General features: G+C 67.5%; 14 protein-coding genes. 4 read left to right on the top strand and 10 right to left on the bottom strand.

Annotated elements, in window-relative coordinates; genetic code table 11:
- Positions 1-332 precede the first annotated feature (332 nt).
- Positions 333-1709 (top strand): nucleobase:cation symporter-2 family protein, encoded by a 1377-nt coding sequence (locus tag VK92_RS11400; protein WP_021159518.1) that lies wholly within the window; start codon positions 333-335, stop codon positions 1707-1709.
- A 370-nt stretch (positions 1710-2079) separates the two neighbouring features.
- Here the strand turns inward: VK92_RS11400 and VK92_RS11405 are convergent, their stop codons facing one another.
- The 3 genes from VK92_RS11405 to VK92_RS11415 are packed head-to-tail and all read right to left on the bottom strand — an operon-like array spanning position 2080 to position 8096.
- Positions 2080-3603 carry an efflux transporter outer membrane subunit gene (locus VK92_RS11405; protein WP_048024974.1) on the bottom strand — a complete coding sequence of 508 codons (1524 nt, stop codon included), beginning with the start codon at positions 3601-3603 and terminating at the stop codon, positions 2080-2082.
- Positions 3603-6803, bottom strand: coding sequence for an efflux RND transporter permease BpeB (gene bpeB / locus VK92_RS11410; protein WP_039368427.1), 3201 nt, complete (start codon positions 6801-6803; stop codon positions 3603-3605). The genes VK92_RS11405 and bpeB overlap by 1 nt, the downstream gene beginning before the upstream one ends.
- 15 nt (positions 6804-6818) lie before the next feature.
- Positions 6819-8096, bottom strand: a complete 1278-nt coding sequence (locus VK92_RS11415; RefSeq protein ID WP_048024983.1) for an efflux RND transporter periplasmic adaptor subunit — start codon at positions 8094-8096, stop codon at positions 6819-6821.
- A 402-nt stretch (positions 8097-8498) separates the two neighbouring features.
- Between VK92_RS11415 and VK92_RS11420 the strand changes: the two genes are divergently transcribed.
- Positions 8499-9140 carry a TetR family transcriptional regulator gene (locus tag VK92_RS11420; protein ID WP_021164098.1) on the top strand — a complete coding sequence of 214 codons (642 nt, stop codon included), beginning with the start codon at positions 8499-8501 and terminating at the stop codon, positions 9138-9140.
- A 100-nt stretch (positions 9141-9240) separates the two neighbouring features.
- Here the strand turns inward: VK92_RS11420 and VK92_RS11425 are convergent, their stop codons facing one another.
- Positions 9241-9906 (bottom strand): cysteine hydrolase family protein, encoded by a 666-nt coding sequence (locus VK92_RS11425; protein WP_048025028.1) that lies wholly within the window; start codon positions 9904-9906, stop codon positions 9241-9243.
- 152 nt (positions 9907-10058) lie between these two features.
- Here VK92_RS11425 and VK92_RS11430 point away from each other — a divergent pair, with 152 nt between their 5' ends.
- Positions 10059-11072: a helix-turn-helix domain-containing protein gene (locus VK92_RS11430; RefSeq protein WP_048024985.1), complete on the top strand. Its 1014-nt coding sequence runs from the start codon at positions 10059-10061 to the stop codon at positions 11070-11072.
- Positions 11073-11113: 41 nt separating this feature from the next.
- Here VK92_RS11430 and VK92_RS11435 read toward each other — a convergent pair whose 3' ends face one another.
- From VK92_RS11435 to VK92_RS11460, 6 genes are all read right to left on the bottom strand, one after another.
- A complete protein-coding gene (locus VK92_RS11435) occupies positions 11114-11821 on the bottom strand; it encodes a CoxG family protein (RefSeq protein WP_048024987.1) in 708 nt (235 codons plus the stop codon).
- Between the two features lie 28 nt (positions 11822-11849).
- The gene (locus VK92_RS11440) at positions 11850-12209 is read right to left on the bottom strand and encodes a DUF427 domain-containing protein (protein ID WP_021164094.1); all 360 of its coding nucleotides are present in this window, start codon (positions 12207-12209) and stop codon (positions 11850-11852) included.
- Between the two features lie 132 nt (positions 12210-12341).
- Positions 12342-12779 carry a carboxypeptidase-like regulatory domain-containing protein gene (locus tag VK92_RS11445; protein WP_048024989.1) on the bottom strand — a complete coding sequence of 146 codons (438 nt, stop codon included), beginning with the start codon at positions 12777-12779 and terminating at the stop codon, positions 12342-12344.
- Positions 12780-12883: 104 nt separating this feature from the next.
- Complete coding sequence (locus VK92_RS11450; protein WP_011353057.1) at positions 12884-14368, bottom strand: DegQ family serine endoprotease; 1485 nt, start codon at positions 14366-14368, stop codon at positions 12884-12886.
- 118 nt (positions 14369-14486) lie between these two features.
- Positions 14487-15833: an ATP-binding protein gene (locus VK92_RS11455; protein ID WP_021164092.1), complete on the bottom strand. Its 1347-nt coding sequence runs from the start codon at positions 15831-15833 to the stop codon at positions 14487-14489.
- Positions 15834-15836: 3 nt separating this feature from the next.
- Complete coding sequence (locus tag VK92_RS11460) at positions 15837-16499, bottom strand: response regulator (protein ID WP_021164091.1); 663 nt, start codon at positions 16497-16499, stop codon at positions 15837-15839.
- 186 nt (positions 16500-16685) lie between these two features.
- Here VK92_RS11460 and dacB point away from each other — a divergent pair, with 186 nt between their 5' ends.
- A complete protein-coding gene (gene dacB, locus VK92_RS11465; protein WP_048024990.1) occupies positions 16686-18218 on the top strand; it encodes a D-alanyl-D-alanine carboxypeptidase/D-alanyl-D-alanine endopeptidase in 1533 nt (510 codons plus the stop codon).
- The last annotated feature ends 52 nt before the right edge of the window (positions 18219-18270 follow it).

Below are 18270 nucleotides of genomic sequence, written 5' to 3' on the forward strand. Positions count from 1 at the left end.
GGTTTCACCCGGCTGCACGTTGGCAGCGAAAGCGGCCGCTCGCGGGTTAACCCGGCACGATTTTCCCCAGGCACTTTTTGCCGCTATGCGCCCTGCCCGATACACACCATAAAGCGGCCGATATTTGACATGGGGGCCAGCGCTATTTTGAAGGGCTATAAAACCGGGAACCCTCACTCCTGCGGCAGTTTCCCGATGATCGACACCCTGTTTCATGCCGAAATGGCATATCGAACCAGCAAAGAGCGGAATAGTACCCAGCGCTCTTGTTGCGTGGATTCATTCCGCATAACTTCGTATCACCCCGAAAACAAGATCATGGAGTGAGACAGATGCAATCGAACACGGTCCATCCGTGCGATGAGGTGCTGCCGACCGGCAAGCTGGTAACGCTTGGCCTGCAACACGTCCTCGTCATGTACGCCGGCGCCGTTGCCGTGCCGCTTATCGTTGGCGCCGCACTCAAGCTGCCGAAAGACCAGATCGCGTTCCTGATCAGCGCAGATCTGTTTTCGTGCGGCATCGCCACGCTGATCCAGACGCTGGGCCTGTGGATCTTCGGGATCCGCCTGCCCGTCATCATGGGCTGCACGTTCGCGGCAGTCGGCCCGATGATCGCGATCGGCACGAACCCCGGCCTCGGCATTCTCGACATCTTCGGCTCGACGATCGCGGCCGGCATCATCGGCATCGTGCTCGCGCCGATGATCGGCAAGCTGTTGCGGTTCTTCCCGCCCGTGGTGGTCGGCACCGTGATCGCGGTGATCGGGCTGTCGCTGATGGAAGTCGGCATCAACTGGGCAGCCGGCGGCGTCGGCAACCCCGAGTACGGCAGCCCCGTCTATCTCGGCCTGTCGCTGCTTGTGCTGACGCTGATCCTGCTGATCAACAAGTTCGGCCGCGGCTTCATCGCGAACATCTCGGTGCTGCTCGGCATCGTCGCCGGCTTCGCGATCGCGTTCGCGATCGGCCGCGTGAATACCGACGGCGTCGCGCACGCACCGTGGGTCGGCATCGTGATGCCGTTCCACTTCGGCATGCCGCACTTCGACCCGCTGTCGATCGTGACGATGGTCACGGTGATGTTCGTCACGTTCATCGAATCGACCGGCATGTTCCTCGCGGTCGGCGACATGGTCGATCGTCCGGTCAACCAGGAGCGCCTCGTGCGCGGCCTGCGCGTCGACGGCCTCGGCACGCTGATCGGCGGCATCTTCAACTCGTTCCCGCATACGTCGTTCTCGCAGAACGTCGGCCTGATCGGCGTGACGGGCGTGAAGAGCCGGTTCGTGTGTGCGACGGGCGGCGTGATTCTCGTGCTGCTCGGCCTGTTCCCGAAGATGGCGCAGGTGGTCGCATCGGTGCCGCCGTTCGTGCTCGGCGGTGCGGGCATCGTGATGTTCGGGATGGTGGCCGCGAACGGCATCAAGGTGCTGTCGAAGGTCGACTTCGTGAACAACTCGCACAACCTGTTCATCGTCGCCGTGAGCGTCGGTATGGGCCTCGTGCCGGTCGTGTCGCCGCACTTCTTCTCGAAGCTGCCGCCCGCGCTCGCCCCGATCCTGCACAGCGGCATCCTGCTGGCGTCGGCATCGGCCGTGATCCTGAACATCGTGTTCAACGGCGTGAAAGGCGAGAAGGATGCGCGCTGCGAGATCCGCCGCGCCGGACACGACTTCGACGGCCGCCCGGCCGACGTGCATCACTGATCGCGACGCGCCGGACGACGGCGCGAAGCGGTAACGGAAAACGCCACGGCATGCCGTGGCGTTTTTGCTTGGCGGGGCCGGGCTACGCGGGGTGCCTCGCGCGCTCGGGGGGCCGCCTGCGATGCGGTGCGGTGCGGTGCGGTGCGGTACAGGCTGCCTGGTTGATCGGTTGATCGCGCCTGGACGCGTATCTGCCGTGATCGGCATCAGCGGCATCCGATGCAGTCATCGTCACGTCGACCGTCGTGGTCTCGCACGATTCGGCCGCACAAAAGAAAACGCCACGGATTTTCATCCGTGGCGTTTTCGTTTTTGCATCTCGCCGGTTCGGCAGGCAGAAGCGGTTGCCCGCTCCTGCCCCGCCTTTCACTTACCCGTTCGTCGACGCCGACGACGCAGGCGCCGGAGCGGCCGCCTTGTCGTAGTCGACCGGCGCATCCGGCGCGCGCGGCGTCTCGCCGGCCCGCTGGATCCACCCGCCGCCCAGTGCACGGTACAGGTCGACCAGATTCGTCCAGCGCGCCAGTCGTGCGTTGATCAGCGTCTGCTGTGCCGAGTACAGATCCGTCTGCGCGGTCAGCACCGACAGGTAGCTGTCGACGCCGTTCTTGTAACGCAGGTCCGACAGGTCGAAACGTCGCTGCTGCGCGTGCTCGTTGCGCTCGAGCGCCGCGATCTGCTGGTCGTACGTGCCGCGTGCGGCCAGACCATCCGCCACTTCGCGGAATGCCGACTGGATCGCCTTCTCGTAGTTCGCGATCTCGATGCGCTTCTGCACGTTCGCGAGGTTCAGGTTCGCGATGTTCTGCCCGCCCTCGAAGATCGGCATCGTGATCTGCGGCGCGAACGACCACGCCGCCGTGCCGGCCTTGAACAGGCCGCCCAGCGTCGGGCTGCCGGTGCCGAACGCGCCCGTCAGCGAGATGCGCGGGAAGAACGCCGCGCGTGCCGCACCGATGTTCGCATTCGCGGCCAGCAGCGTCTGCTCGGCCTGCATCACGTCCGGACGACGCGTCAGCAGGTCCGACGGCAACCCGGCCGGCACGTCCGTCAGCAGGTTCTGCGCGTCGAGCGGCATGCCTGCCGGCAGATCGTCCGGCAGCGGCTCGCCGATCAGTTGCACCAGCATGTTCAGTGCCTGCGCACGCGCACGCGCCTGCTGCTGCTGGTTCGACAGCGCCTGCTCGACCACCGTCTGCGCCTGACGCAGCTCGAGCTCGGAGCCCGTGCCGTTGTCGAACCTCAGCTTGGTCAGGTCGTACTGCGCCTGAGCGGACTTCAGCGTGTCCTCCGTGACCTTCAGCAGGTCGTCGGTCGACAGCAGCGTCAGGTACTGGTCAGCCACCGAAGACACAAGCGAGATTTCCTGCGCCTGCCGTGCATACGACGTCGACAGGTACTGCGCGAGCGCCTGGTCCTTCAAGCTCTGCACGCGGCCGAACAGGTCGAGCTCCCACGACGCGGACAAACCGACGTTGTAGGCACGCGAGATATACGGCGCGCCCGTCTGCGACAGACCTTGCGGCACGCGCTGGACACTGCCCGTGCCCGTGCCGTCGAGCGTCGGGAACAGGCCCGCGCGCGTGATCTGGTACTGCGCACGCGCCGCCTCGATGTTCAGCACCGACACGCGCAGGTCGCGGTTGTTTTTCAGCGCGATCTCGATCAGCCGCTGCAGGCGCGGATCGACGAAGAACTCGCGCCAGCCGATGGCGGTCGCCGCCTGGCCGTTCGCGCTGCGCGCGCCGGCCGCACCCGGCTGCGTCGCGTAGACGCCGCCGGCCGGGTACGCCTGTGCGACGGGCGCGTCGGGCCGCTTGTAATGCGGCGCCATCGTGCAGCCCGTAGCAAAGAGCGCGACCGCGATTGCAGTCAAAGCGTGTTTTTGCATCATCACTGTCCCTTGTTGCCTTCGTCGCCGTTGCCCGGCTTCTCTTCGTGGTGCGAGTGCTCCTGAGCCAGGCGCAGCGCCTCGTCGACGTCTTCCTTCTCGCCGCTGAAGATCGCGCGGATCTTCACGAAGAACATCGGGATCATGAAGATCGCGAGGAACGTCGCCGTGATCATCCCGCCGATCACGCCCGTACCGATCGCGTGCTGGCTGGCCGAACCCGCGCCGTTGCTGATCGCGAGCGGCATCACGCCGAGAATGAACGCGAGCGACGTCATCAGGATCGGACGCAGCCGCAGGCGCGCCGCTTCCAGCGCAGCCTCGATCGGCCCCATCTTCTCCGTCATCTGCAGTTCGCGCGCGAACTCCACGATCAGAATCGCGTTCTTCGCGGACAAGCCCACGGTGGTCAGCAGGCCGACCTGGAAGAACACGTCGTTCTCGAGGCCGCGCATCGTTGCCGCGAGCAGTGCACCGATCACGCCGAGCGGGACCACCATGATCACCGAGAACGGGATCGACCAGCTTTCATACAGCGCCGCGAGACACAGGAACACGACGAGAATCGAGATCGCGTACAGGATCGGCGCCTGCGAACCGGACTGGATTTCCTGGAACGACAGGCCCGTCCACGAATAGCCGATACCGACCGGCAGCTTCTTCGCGATCTGTTCCATCGCCGCCATCGCCTGACCGGTCGACTTGCCCGGTGCGGCCTGGCCCTGGATTTCCATCGCCGACACACCGTTGTAGCGCTCGAGCTTCGGCGAACCGTACGTCCAGTGACCGGTCGCGAACGAACTGAACGGCACCATCCCGCCCGACCCGTTGCGCACGTACCAGATGTTCAGGTCTTCCGGCGTCATCCGGAACGGTGCGTCCGCCTGCACGTAGACCTTCTTGATCCGGCCGTCGGTATCCAGGAAGTTGTTCACGTACTTCGACGCCCACGCGATCGAGAACGTCTGGTCGATCGCATCCGCCGTCACGCCGAGCGCGTTCGCCTTCTCGCGATCGATGTCGACCTTGTACTGCGGCGTATCGTTCAGGCCGTTCGGACGCACACCCTGCAGCGTCGGATCCTTCGAGGCCATCCCGAGCAGCTGGTTGCGCGCGGCCATCAGCGCATCGTGGCCGAGACCCGCGTTGTCCGTCAGCTCGAAGTCGAAGCCGGCAGCGGTGCCGAGTTCAGGTATCGACGGCGGGTTGAACGGGATCACGATCGCGTCCTTGTAGCCCGCGTAGCGCCCGAACATCCGGCCGATCAGCGCCTGCACCTTCTGGTTCGCATGCTGACGCTGCGAGTAGTCCTTCAGGCGAACGAACACGAGGCCGGAGTTCTGGCCGCGGCCGGCGAAGCTGAAGCCGTTGACCGTGAACGCCGATTCGACGATTTCCTTCTCGTCCTTCAGCAGGTAGTCGGAAATGTTCGCGAGCGTCTTCGCGGTCGTTTCCTGCGTCGAGCCCGACGGCGTCTGCACGATCACGAACATCAGGCCCTGGTCTTCATCGGGCAGGAACGACTTCGGCAGGCGCACGAACAGCAGGCCGACCGCGACGATCACCACCAGGTAGATGATGAGCCAGCGGCCCGAGCGCTTGATCACGTGGTGCACGCCGACGTGGTACTTGTCGCGGCTGTTGTTGAACGTGCGGTTGAACCAGCCGAAGAAGCCCTTCTTCTCTTCGTGATGCCCTTGCGGGATCGGCTTGAGGATCGTCGCGCACAGGGCCGGCGTCAGAATCAACGCGACCAGCACCGACAGCACCATCGCCGACACGATCGTCAGCGAGAACTGACGATAGATCGCGCCGACCGAGCCGCCCGAGAACGCCACCGGCACGAACACCGCCGACAGCACCAGCGCCACGCCGACAAGTGCACCGGTGATCTGGCCCATCGCCTTGCGGGTCGCCTCCTTCGGTGACAGGCCCTCTTCGGCCATCACGCGCTCGACGTTCTCCACCACCACGATCGCATCGTCGACCAGCAGGCCGATCGCGAGCACGAGGCCGAACATCGACAGCGTGTTGATCGAGAAGCCCACCATCGACATGATCGCGAACGTGCCGAGCAGCACGACCGGCACCGCGATCGTCGGGATGATCGTTGCCCGCAGGTTCTGCAGGAACAGATACATCACGAGGAACACGAGCACGATACCTTCGAGCAGCGTCTTGACCACTTCCTCGATCGACAGCTTCACGAACGGCGTCGTGTCGTACGGGTACTTCACGACGAGGCCGTGCGGGAAGAATGGTGCCAGCTCGTCGATCTTCGCGCGCACGGCCTTCGCGGTCGCCAGCGCGTTCGCGTTGGTCGCGAGCTGGATACCGAGTGCCGCGGTCGGCTGACCGTTGTACTTCGTGTCGAAGTTGTAGTTTTCGCCGCCGAGTTCGAGCTTCGCGACATCCTTCAGGCGAACCTGCGAGCCGTCCTGATTGACCTTCAGCAGGATGTTGCCGAACTGCTCGGGCGTCTGCAGCAGCGTCGATTCGGTGATCGTCGCCTGCAGCATCGTGCCCGGCGTGGACGGCGTGCCGCCGATCTGGCCGCCTGCGATCTGCACGTTCTGCGCGGAGATCGCGGTCGACACGTCGACCGGCGTGAGGCCGTAGTTCGTCAGGCGGGTCGCATCGAGCCAGACCCGCATCGCGTACTGCGAGCCGAACAGCGTGACGGTACCGACGCCGTTCAACCGGCTGATCGGGTCCTTCACGTGCGACGCCACGAAGTTCGCGAGGTCGTACTTGTTCATGCTGCCGTCTTCGGAGTTGAAGGCGAGCACCAGCAGGAAGCTGCTGCTCGACTTCGTCACCGAGAGGCCGAGCTGCTGCACGACCTGCGGCAGAATCGGCGTCGCGAGCGACAGCTTGTTCTGCACCTGGACCTGTGCGATGTCGGCGTTGGTACCCGGCGCGAAGGTCAGCGTGATCGTCGCGTTGCCCGAGTCGTCACTGGTCGACGACATGTACAGGAAGTTGTCGAGACCGCTCATCTGCTGCTCGATCACCTGCGTCACCGTGTCTTCCACCGTCTTCGCGGAAGCGCCCGGGTAGTTCGCGGTGATCTGGATCGAGGGCGGCGCGATCGTCGGATACTGCGAGATCGGCAGCGTGAAGATCGCCGCAACCCCGGCCAGCATCAGGATGATGGCGATCACCCACGCGAAGATCGGGCGATCGATAAAAAACTTTGCCATGAAACAGGCTCCCTGTTATTGCGCGCTCGAAGCAGCGGCAGCACTCGCCGGCGCGGCGCCCGATGCGGCAGCACCGGAAGCGGCAGCGGCGCCGGAACCGGCGGCAGCCGGCGCGGCGGTGGCGGCAGCCGCGCCCGATGCGGCTCCGGCCGCCGGTGCGAGCTGTGCCGGTACCGACTTCACGGTCGCACCCGGGCGCACCTTCTCGCCGCCCTGCACGATCACGTGGTCGCCCGCCTGCAGACCGCCTTCGACGATCCAGTTCGGGCCCTGCATGCCGGTGGTCTTCAGCGGACGCGGCTCGACCTTGTTGCTGGCGTTCACCACCATCGCGATCGCCTGGCCCTTCTGGTCATGCGTGACGCCGATCTGCGGCACCAGGAACGCGTTCTCGTTCACGCCTTCCTCGATCCGTGCGCGCACGAACATGCCCGGCAGCAGCACGCGGCCCGGGTTCGGGAACACCGCGCGGATCGTCACCGAGCCGGTGGCCTGGTCGACCGTCACGTCCGAGAACTGCAGCTTGCCGGCTTCCGAGTAGGTCTTGCCGTCTTCCAGGATCAGCGACACCTTCGCGGCGCCCGGGCCGCTCGTCTTCAGGCGGCCGCTCTGCACGTCCTGCCGCAGCTTCAGGCCTTCGAGGCTCGACTGCGTGAGGTCGACGTACACCGGATCGAGCTGCTGCACCGTCGACATCAGCGTCGCCTGGCTCGCCTGCACGTAGGCGCCCGGCGTCACTTGCGAAATGCCGACGCGGCCGGTGATCGGCGACACGACGTCGGTGTAGCCGAGGTTGATCTGCGCGGTATCGACCGCCGCCTTGCCGGCCGCGACGTCCGCCGCGGCCTGGCCCTGCGTGGCCACTGCGTTGTCGTAGTCCTGCTTGCTGACCGCGTTCGCGGCCACCAGCACCTTGTAGCGCGCGACCAGTGCGTTCTGCGTGACGAGGTTCGCCTGCGCCTTCGCGAGCGTTGCCTTCGCGCTGTTCAGTGCGGCGATGTACGGCGCCGGATCGATCTTGTACAGGCGCTGGCCGGCCTTGACGTCGGTGCCTTCGGTGAATTCGCGGCGCAGCACGATGCCGTCGACTCGTGCGCGCACCTGCGCGACGAGGAATGCGCTGGTGCGGCCCGGCAGTTCGCTGAAGACCGGTACGGCTTGCGGTTGGACGGTGACGACGCCGACTTCCGGCGTTTGCGGCGGCGGTGCCGATTCTTTTTTCCCGCACGCGGCCAGGAAAACGGCGGCCGTCGCGACAGTGATTAAGCGGTATGGAACCCGTTCGACGCGCATGGAGCGACCTCTGTGTATAACCAATGGAATAAGTGCCACACCCGACCGGAGCGAGCGCAACACGGATGCGCCTCACGGCGCAGATCGAACACCTGAATTACTGGACTGCTAGATACAGCAAGCGGCACGAAACCTCCGTGCCGACAGGATGCCCCGCAACTGCGGACTGGTACTTTGGCGGGAATCAGCAGAGTGGGATATTAACTGATTGCCACTTGGGTCATTCGATCGTAGGGTGGTATTGTATATACATTCATGAATGTATGTAAAAAGCCCGCTTGTGCGCGACCGGCTGTCCAGTCTTACGGATTGTTACCAGCCGCGATCATAGCCAGTCTATATGACCGCGCAGAGGGTTGCAGACCCTATATTCACCTACGATCGATCCAATCAGGCCTGCACATGGTCAGACGTACCAAGGAGGAGGCGCTCGAGACGCGCAATCGCATTCTCGACGCCGCCGAGCACGTGTTCTTCGAGAAAGGCGTGTCGCACACGTCGCTCGCCGACATCGCGCAACATGCCGGCGTGACGCGCGGCGCAATCTACTGGCATTTCGCGAACAAGAGCGAACTGTTCGACGCGATGTTCGACCGCGTGTTTCTGCCGATCGACGAGTTGAAGCGGATGCCGCTCGACGCGCCGGGCGGCAATCCGCTCGACAAGATCCGCCAGATCCTGATCTGGTGCCTGCTCGGCGTGCAGCGCGACGCGCAGTTGCGCCGCGTGTTCAGCATCCTGTTCATGAAGTGCGAATACGTCGCGGACCTGGAGCCGCTGCTGCAGCGCAACCGCGCGGGGATGAGCGAGGCCCTGCACGCGATCGACGCCGATCTCGCGGTGGCCGTGCAACTCAAGCTGCTGCCCGAGCGGCTCGATACGTGGCGCGCGACGCTGATGCTGCACACGCTCGTCAGCGGTTTCGTGCGCGACATGCTGATGCTGCCCGACGAGATCGACGCCGAGCAGCATGCGGAAAAGCTCGTCGACGGCTGTTTCGACATGCTGCGCTACAGCCCGGCGATGCTGAAGGACGGCGAATGATCGCGCGACGCGCGTTCGCCAGCGATTCGGGTCTTCGTTTCATCGGGCGGGCCGCCCATCGCGCCGACGCCCAACCCGCCGTCCCTTCTCCCCGCCCGGTTCAGGCGGCCTTCGCGCGCTGCGCGCGGGCCCGCCGGTTCGATGCGGCGACCGAATCGCGCTTCGGCATCGGCGCACCTGCCAGCCCCGCGATCCACGCATCGGTGGACATCACGGCCGCGAAATTCGACTGGAACACCACCGCGTACGCGCGGTGAATCTCCTCGGCGCTCGCCGCGCCTGCTTCGTTCTCGTAAGGCAGCGCGCCCGTCGCGTCGTTCAGGTATTCGACATTCAGCCCCGCATGCGCCGCGTGATAGACCGTCGACGCATTGCAGTTGTGCGTCATGTAGCCGGCCACCGCGAGCGTGTCGATCCCGTGCGCATCGAGCCACGCTGCAAGGTCGGTCCCGGCAAACGAGCTTGCGTGCGTCTTCTCGATCAGGTGTGCGTACGGCCGGCCGGCGACGACCGCGTGCAGCGCGACGCCGTCGGTGCCGGGCGCGAAGATCGGCGCGCCGGCCGGCGCGACGTGCTGGACGACGATCACGGGCACGCCGGCCGCATGCGCGGCATCGATCGCGCGGCCAATGTTCGCGAGCGACACGTCGAGCGGCGGATATTCGATCGGCAGGTTGCCGGTCACGTACTCGTTCTGGACGTCGATCACGATCAGTGCGCGGCGGGAAGCAGAATGGGAAACGGAATGCGGGACGGCGTTCGACATGGCGGGCTCCTGGTCCAGGGGCGCGGCCCCGCCCCGGAACGGGGTGGTCAGCGGCGCGATGCGATGCATTGTCGGGGCGCGTCGCTCACGTGGACAGTGGCCCGATAGCCATTCTTCGATAGAATCGGGCCATCACCCATCCGGAGCCCGCCATGACCGCCGCCTCGTCCACCCGGCCTGCCCCGACCGCTCCGACCGTCGTTGCCGTGATCGCGTACGACGGCATCAGCCCGTTCCACCTGTCGGTGCCGTCCGTCGTGTTCGGCAAGGAGCGCGACGCGGCCGCGTCGCCCGCGTTCGAGTTTCGCGTCTGCTCGGCGGAGCGCGGCCCGCTGTCGACGACGGGCGGTTTCACGATCACCGCGCCCTACGGCCTCGACGGGCTCGACGATGCGGACATCGTCATCGTGCCGGCGTGGCGCGACCCGGACGAAGCGCCGCCCGATGTGCTGCTCGACGCCGTCCGCGCGGTCGCCGCGCGCGGCGCGCAGCTCGTCGGGCTGTGCCTCGGCGCATACGTGCTCGCCGCGGCCGGCTTGCTCGACGGCCGCCCGGCCACCACGCACTGGGCATGGGCCGACGACTTCGCACAACGCTTCCCGCGCGTGAAGCTCGATCCGGACGTGCTGTACGTGGACGACGGCAACCTGATGACGTCGGCCGGCACGGCCGCGGGGCTCGACTGCTGCCTGCACGTCGTGCGGCGGCGCTTCGGCTCGGACGCCGCGAACCAGATCGCGCGCCGCCTCGTGATCCCGCCGCACCGTCAGGGCGGGCAGGCGCAATACGTGCCGCAGCCGGTCGCCGCGCACCCGCGCGATGCGCGGCTCGCGGGCCTGCTCGACTGGGTGCGCGCGCATCTCGACGCCGCGCACAGCGTCGATTCGCTTGCCGAACGCGTGCTGATGAGCCGGCGCACGTTCACGCGCCACTTCCGCCAGGCGACCGGCACGACCGTCACCGCGTGGCTGCAGGCCGAGCGGCTGGCGCGTGCGCAGCATCTGCTGGAAACCACCGGGCAGTCGATCGATGCGATCGCGCAGGCGGCCGGCTACGGGTCGAGCGTGTCGCTGCGCCAGCATTTCGCGGGCGCGCTCGGCACGTCGCCGTCGGCGTATCGAAGGGAATTTCGCGGCGCCGGAGCCGGCGCCGATGCCGCGCGGTAGGCGCGCGGCGGGCGAGCCTCGCAGCGGAAACGGCCGGCCGCTCAGCCGCCGTTGATCCAGCGTGCCGCGTAGAGCAGCAGCGCGACGAAGACGATCATCGCGGCCCACGCCCACACGGGCACCGTGCCGGAGCCGCGATGCGGGAGTGCGCTGGCGGCACGCCCGGTCAGCGCGCCGCCGAGGTGCGGCGGCAGCGCCCGCTTCGTCGCGGCCACCAGCGACGCCGGCCGCAGGAACACGTGCTGGCGCCGCGGCTCGGCCGAGCGCGCGCGATTCGGTGCGAGGCCGTGCTTCGCCTGTACGACCGCGCAGAATTCACGGAAGAAATCGTCGGTCCATTCGCGCAGCGTATTTTCGATCTGCCGCCCCGGCAGCTCGGTGAGCGGGCCGCTCGCCGTCGCCCAGACCACGTACTCGATACGCGTTGCGTCCGCGTCGTCATCCGGCATCAGCACGAGTTCGACCTGGCCGCGCAGCGCGCCGAGCCCGTCGGCCCGCGCCTTGAAATTGAGCACGCGGCGCGGCTGGCCTTCCGCATCGCCCTGCTCGGCGGCCGCATGCGCACGCACGTCGTAGCGGGCGCGCAGCGGGCCGAGCGGCACCGTGATCGTCAGCGCGAATTCGCCGTCCGCAAGCTTCACGAACGATTCGCAATGATCGAAGCTCGCGCGCAGCAGCGCGAGATCCTCGAATGCCTCCCGTACGACGGGCGGCGCGAGCGGTATGCGCAATGTGTCGTTCAGTTCCATGACGCCTCCCCGGTGAACACGCACCGCATCAGGATGTCTCGACGAGGCTGTCGATCCGTGCGGCGTCGAAGGCGACGTAGAGCGCGAGCGCCGACGCCGCCTCCTTCGGTTCCTCGTAACTCCATGCGGCGTTCTCGATCACGCCGTCTTCCGTCTGCAAGTCGAAGTGCACGGCCTCGCCCCTGAACGGGCAGACCGACGTGACACCGGATTTCACGAGCCGGCGCATGTTGACGTCGCGGCGCGGCAGGTAGTGGATGTCCGGCAGGCCCGTTTCGCGCACGGTCAGCGCGCCGTGCGAATCGGCATACGTGATGCCGCGATGGATCACGCGCACGCGATGACGGTTCGGCACGATTTCGAGACGAGGGTCGGCTGCGTCGGACATCGTTTCTCCTTGGGACGACCCGGCAGGCCGGGCTCAGGAAACGAAAAAAGCCACGGCACAGGTGCCGTGGCTTTCATTATGGGCGAAACCGCAGCCGAATGCGCGACCCGGGCCGGCGCCGCGCGCGGCAGGCTACTGCGCGCTCCACTGGAACGCCGTCTTCGCGCCGCCCTTCGCGCCGACCGTGACGGCACGGGATTCCTCGTTGCCCTGGTACGACGCATGCACCGTATAGCGGCCCGGCGGCACCTTCACGAGCATGTACGGCCCGCGTGCGTCGGTCTTCAGCACCTCGTCGCCCTTGCCGTCGACGATCCGCACATGAACGTCGGCCAGGAACTCGCCGCCCTTGCCGGTGAAGCGCAGCGCCAGCGGCCATTTCGGCTCGTTGCGCTGGAACGCCGTCGACTCGTCCTGCCCAACGCCGCCGGACACGAAGGTGACGTCGCCCTGCTGGCCCGCGGCGGGCAAACCGTCCGACTGCGCGTACGCGCCGGACGCTCCGGCCGCGAGGCCGGCGGCCAGCGCCGCGGCGACGGCAAATCGGGACACGTTGCGTAGATATTGCATGGCTCTCTCCTTGGGGTCGGAACACATACAGGGCGCGGCGTCACGCATTCGAGCGGCGGCGGCGCCCGCCGCGGCCGGCCTGGCCGGCCGTCGGCCGTGGCCGGTCAGCTCAGGTCGACCGGCACGAAGATCTGGGCATTATCGCGCTGGATCAGCAGAGCAAGACTGTTGCCCGCGCCCTTGACTGCGTCGCGCAACTGCTCGGGGCTCGTGACCGGGCGGCCGTTGACCGCGAGGATCACGTCGCCGGGCTGGATGCCCGCGTTGGCGGCCGGCCCGCCGGCCTGCTGCACGATCAGGCCGTGCGACAGGTTGTCGGCGCTGCGCTCCTGCGGCGACAGCGGACGCACCGCGACGCCCAGGCGCCCCTGCTCGACGGGCCCGCCGTCGTTCGACGCGAGCTTCGCATCGGCCATCGCGCCGAGCGTCACGCTGATCGACTTCTTCGACTTGTCGCGCCAGATCTGCAGGTCGGCCTTCGAACCCGGCTTCAGGTTCGCGATCTGCGCGGGCAGCGACGTCGAATCGGCAACCGGCGAGCCGTTGACCGACAGGATCACGTCACCCGGCTGCAGGCCGGCCTTCGCGGCCGGGCCGTTCGGATCGACCGAGCTGACGAGCGCGCCGTCCGGCTTCTGCAGTCCGAACGAGCTCGCGAGCGTCTGGTTCAGCCCCTGCACGGCGACGCCGAGGCGGCCGCGGCTCACGTGGCCCGTCTTCACGAGTTCGTCCTTCACCTTGATCGCCTCGTTGATCGGGATCGCGAACGACAGGCCCTGGAAGCCGCCCGTCTGCGAATAGATCATCGAGTTGATGCCGATCACCTCGCCCTGCAGGTTGAACAGCGGGCCGCCCGAGTTGCCGGGGTTCACCGGCACGTCGGTCTGGATGAACGGCGTGTAGTTCTCGTCCGGCAGCGCGCGCGACTTCGCGCTGATGATGCCCGACGTGACCGTGTTGTCGAAGCCGTACGGCGAGCCGATCGCGACGACCCACTGGCCGACCTTGCTCTGCGCCGGGTCGCCGATCTTCACGGTCGGCAGGCCGCTCGCATCGATCTTCAGCACCGCGACGTCCGACTGCTTATCCGAGCCGACGACCTTCGCCTTGTATTCGCGCTTGTCGGTCAGCTTGACCGTGACGACGTTCGCGCCGTCGATCACGTGCGCATTGGTGAGGATGTACCCGTCGGAGCTGATGACGAACCCGGAACCGAGGCTCGCGCTCGGCTGGTCGTCCGGTTGCGCGTCGCCGCCCATGCCCGGCACCTGGCCGTAGAAGTGCTTGAAGAACTGGTAGAACGGATCGCTCGGATCGATCGGCAGCTGCGGCTGCGGCACGCGCCGCGACACCTGCTTCACGACGTGCTTCGCGCTGATGTTCACCACCGCCGGGCCGTAAGTCTCGACGAGCCCGGAGAAATCGGGAATGCCGGTCTTGGCAGCCGCTTCGGCCGGCATCAGCGCGGCAGCCTGCGCGGGCGTGATGATCTGCGGATCGGCGCGGCGGGTGCCGGCGACATAACCGGCGGACAGGGCGGCCGCCACGGCGACCGCGACGGCGCCGCGCGCAAGGAATCGGGTATTCATCGTAGGACCTCCTCTTTGTTAGGACGCAGCGTAACGACCCTGACTTAAAGGAGGCTTAATCAGCCTTAAGCGGGGCTTAAGCGGCCGCCGGCGCTCGCCCGGCGGCACGCGGCACGCGTCACACGGATTCGGAAGGCTGCGGCGCCTCGGCCGGCATCTCGGCGTCGCGGAACACGACGCTGACGAGCAGGCCGCCCGCGGCCGCGTCGCCGAGCGACACCGTCGCCCCCTGCTGCGCCGCCACGCGCTTGACGATCGCGAGCCCGAGCCCGCTGCCCGACACATCGGTGCGCGCCCGCGCGGAGCTGTCGCGGTAGAAACGGTCGAACACGCGCTCGCGCTCGTCGGCCGGGATGCCGGGCCCGCTGTCGCCGATCTGCACGCACGCGCGGCCGGCCGCGTCGCGGGTGAGCGACACGTCGATGCGGCCGCCGTCGGGCGTGTACTTCACCGCGTTGTCGAGCAGGTTGCCGAACATCACGCGCAGCGCGCCGACGTCCGCGACGACGCTCGCCGCGTGCGTCTCCTCGAAGCCGAGATCGATGTCGCGCCGCTGCGCGAGCGGCGCAAGCGCAGCCACGCATTCGGCGAGCAGTGCCTGCAGGTCGACGGGTTCGCGCATCGTCGCGCCGTCGGGTTCGGCGCGTGCCAGCGCGAGCAGTTGCTCCGTGAGACGCGTCGCGCGCGACACGCCATCCTGGAGATCCGCGACCGCCTCGCGGCGCGATGCATCGTCCTTCGCGCGGGCGACGAGTTGCGCCTGAATCTGCACGGCCGCGAGCGGCGTGCGCAGTTCGTGCGCGGCGTCGGCCACGAACGCCTTCTGCGTGTCGAGCGCGGCCGACAGCCGCGCGAGCAGCCCGTTCAGCGCCCGCACGAGCGGCTGCACCTCGAGCGGCAGACGCGCATCGGGCAGCGGATCGAGCGCTTCCGGCCGGCGCGCCTCGACTGCGCGCGTCACGCGGCCGAGCGGCGCGAGCCCGCGCCCGACGATCACCCACACGGCCGCGCCGAGGAACGGCAGCAGCACGATCAGCGGCCACAGCGTACGCAGCGCGACGTTCGCCGCGAGCCGGTTGCGCACCGACAGCGGCTGCGCGAGCTGCACGACGTTGTCGCCGACGATCGCCCCGTACACGCGCCATTCGCCGCGATCGGTGCGCTCGGTCGAGAAACCGAGCTCCGCGCGCGGCGCGATCGGCGCACGCGGATGCGAGAAGTACATCAGCACGCCGTTGCGGTTCCAGATCTGGATCACGATGCCTTCGTCGCCGTTGGTACGCGAGCCGAATACCTGCGAGAACGGTTCCGACGGCAGCGCCGCGGCGATTTCCTGCAACTGGTAGTCGAACAGTTCGTTCGCCTCCGCGAGCGCCTGCCGGTAGATCAGCCAGCCCGCGATGCCCACGCCCGCGACGACGATCGCGAGCAGCCAGATCAGCAATTGATGACGAATCGACCTCACGCGTCAGCTTTCCTTGACGACCATGTAGCCAAGCCCGCGCACGTTGCGGATCAGGTCGGAGCCGAGCTTCTTGCGCAGCGCGTGGATGTAGACCTCGACCGTGTTGCTGCCGATCTCCTCGCCCCAGCCGTACATCTTCTCCTCGAGCTGGCTCTTCGACAGCACCGCGCCGGGCCGCGCGAGCAGCGCCTCGAGCAGCGCGAACTCGCGCGCGGACAGCGCGACCGGCGCGCCGTCGAGCGTCACCTGGTGCGAGGCGGGATCGAGCGTCAGCGCGCCGTGGCGGATCAGCGATTCGCTGCGCCCCGCCTGGCGGCGGATCAGCGCGCGCATTCGCGCGCCGAGCTCGTCGAGGTCGAACGGCTTGACGAGGTAGTCGTCGGCGCCCGCGTCGAGGCCCTTCACGCGATCGGCCACCGCGTCGCGCGCGGTGACGATCAGCACCGGCAGCGCCAGCCCGCGCGCGCGCAGCGTGCGCAGCACGTCGATGCCGTCGCGCTTCGGCAGCCCGAGATCGAGCAGCAGCAGGTCGTACGTCTCGCCGCCGAGCGCCGTCAGTGCGGCGTCGCCGTCCTGCACCCAGTCGACTGCAAAGCCGTCCGAGCGCAGCGCCTTGCGCACGCCTTCGGCAATCATTCGATCATCTTCGACAAGCAGAATCCGCATCGGGACAGGCATCCATGGGGCGAGTCAAACACGCCGACCATTGTAGCGCCGCGAACCCGGCGCGCGGCACCGTGCAATGCAACAGAAAGGCGGATTGCAAGGGGGCTGTCCGGACTTGTCTCTACAATGTGCGCTTTGGCGCCGCGCGCGCCCTGCCCGAACGTCGTGCTTTCCCCGTATTCGCTCATGCCGATTTCCGATCTTTCCAACCGGTTTGCCCCCCGCGCCCGCGTCTGCCTGCGGGCGGTCGCCATCGTCGCCACCTGCACGGCCCTCGCCTTCGCGCCTGCCGCGCAGGCCCGCAAGAAATCCCACAAGGAAGCGCGCAAGACCACGGTCGTGTCGCCGGCCGCGCGCGCGGCCGGCCTGCCGGCGTCCGTGCTCGTCGCGCTGCAGCGCGCGAAGGTGCCGGCGTCGGCGATGAGCGTCGTCGTCGAGCGCGTCGGCGATCCGGAACCGCTGATCGCGTGGAATGCGAGCCGGCCGATGCTGCCCGCCTCGACGATGAAGCTCGTAACGACCTTCTCGGGCCTGTCGATCCTCGGCCCCGACTACCGCTGGCGCACGACCGCCTACACGGACGGCACGGTCGACCCCGACGGCACGCTGCAGGGCAACCTGTACATCAAGGGCACCGGCGATCCGAAGCTCGTGCCCGAAGAGCTGATCGACCTCGTCGACAAGCTCCGCAAGGCCGGCGTCAAGCGCGTGGCGGGCGGCCTCGTGCTCGACAAGAGCTACTTCGCGGCGACGACGCGCGATCTCCCTTCGTTCGACGACGATGCGAGCGCGCCGTACAACGTCGGCCCCGATCCGCTGCTGTACGCGTTCAAGGCCGTGTCGTTCACCGTCACGCCGGGCGACGACGGCAAGGTGGCCGTCGACGTGCTGCCGCCGCTCGCGGACCTGTCGATCGACAACCAGCTGGTCGAAGGCTCGGGCTCGTGCAGCGCGGCCGCCGCGGCCGCGCGACCGACGCTGACGGCCGGCGGCGGGATCATGACCGCTTCGTTCGCCGGCGACTACCCGCTGCGTTGCGGCGCGCACACGACCAACCTCGCGATCCTCGATCACACGACGTTCTTCGCCCGCGGCTTCCTCGCGCTGTGGCAGCAGGACGGCGGCACGATCACGGGGCCCGTGAGCGAAGGCAAGGTGCCGACCACCGCGCGGCCGCTCGCCGTGCATCACAGCCCGGTGCTCGGCAGCATCGTCTACGACATCAACAAGTTCAGCAACAACGTGATGGCGCGCAACCTGTTCCTGACGATCGGCGCGGTCGGCGGCAGGCCGCCCGCAACGCCCGAGCAGTCGAGCCGCGTGATCCAGGCGTTCCTGCAGAAGAACGGCATCGCGATGCCCGACCTCGTGCTCGAAAACGGCTCGGGCCTGTCGCGCGAAGAGCATGTGAGCGCACTGTCGCTCGCCGCGCTGCTGCAGGCCGCGAACGCGAGCCCCGTCGCGCAGGCCTTCATCGATTCGCTGCCGATCGCGGGCATCGACGGCACGATGAAGAACCGCCTCACCAACGCCGGCGTGCTCGGCAACGCGCACATCAAGACCGGCACGCTGCGCGACGTGCGCGCGATCGCCGGCTACGTTGCCGGCGCCGACGGCCAGAGCTACATCGTCGTCAGTTTCATCAACAACGATCACGCGGAAGCCGCGCGCGCCGCGCACGACACGCTGCTCGAATGGATCTACGCCGGCGCGCAATGACGATCCGCGCGCCGCGGCATGGCGCGGCGCCGCCGGCCGGCGGCCCGCGCCG

It is taken from the genome of Burkholderia sp. LK4 (assembly GCF_001043615.1).
In the GTDB taxonomy this organism is placed as follows: domain Bacteria; phylum Pseudomonadota; class Gammaproteobacteria; order Burkholderiales; family Burkholderiaceae; genus Burkholderia; species Burkholderia cepacia.

Bases quoted from the DNA above. Each gene is read 5' to 3' on its own strand.
- VK92_RS11400 (WP_021159518.1), top strand. From the start codon at position 333: ATGCAATCGAACACGGTCCATCCGTGCGATGAGGTGCTGCCGACCGGC.
- VK92_RS11405 (WP_048024974.1), bottom strand. From the start codon at position 3,603: ATGATGCAAAAACACGCTTTGACTGCAATCGCGGTCGCGCTCTTTGCT.
- bpeB (WP_039368427.1), bottom strand. From the start codon at position 6,803: ATGGCAAAGTTTTTTATCGATCGCCCGATCTTCGCGTGGGTGATCGCC.
- VK92_RS11415 (WP_048024983.1), bottom strand. From the start codon at position 8,096: ATGCGCGTCGAACGGGTTCCATACCGCTTAATCACTGTCGCGACGGCC.
- VK92_RS11420 (WP_021164098.1), top strand. From the start codon at position 8,499: ATGGTCAGACGTACCAAGGAGGAGGCGCTCGAGACGCGCAATCGCATT.
- VK92_RS11425 (WP_048025028.1), bottom strand. From the start codon at position 9,906: ATGTCGAACGCCGTCCCGCATTCCGTTTCCCATTCTGCTTCCCGCCGC.
- VK92_RS11430 (WP_048024985.1), top strand. From the start codon at position 10,059: ATGACCGCCGCCTCGTCCACCCGGCCTGCCCCGACCGCTCCGACCGTC.
- VK92_RS11435 (WP_048024987.1), bottom strand. From the start codon at position 11,821: ATGGAACTGAACGACACATTGCGCATACCGCTCGCGCCGCCCGTCGTA.
- VK92_RS11440 (WP_021164094.1), bottom strand. From the start codon at position 12,209: ATGTCCGACGCAGCCGACCCTCGTCTCGAAATCGTGCCGAACCGTCAT.
- VK92_RS11445 (WP_048024989.1), bottom strand. From the start codon at position 12,779: ATGCAATATCTACGCAACGTGTCCCGATTTGCCGTCGCCGCGGCGCTG.
- VK92_RS11450 (WP_011353057.1), bottom strand. From the start codon at position 14,368: ATGAATACCCGATTCCTTGCGCGCGGCGCCGTCGCGGTCGCCGTGGCG.
- VK92_RS11460 (WP_021164091.1), bottom strand. From the start codon at position 16,499: ATGCGGATTCTGCTTGTCGAAGATGATCGAATGATTGCCGAAGGCGTG.
- dacB (WP_048024990.1), top strand. From the start codon at position 16,686: ATGCCGATTTCCGATCTTTCCAACCGGTTTGCCCCCCGCGCCCGCGTC.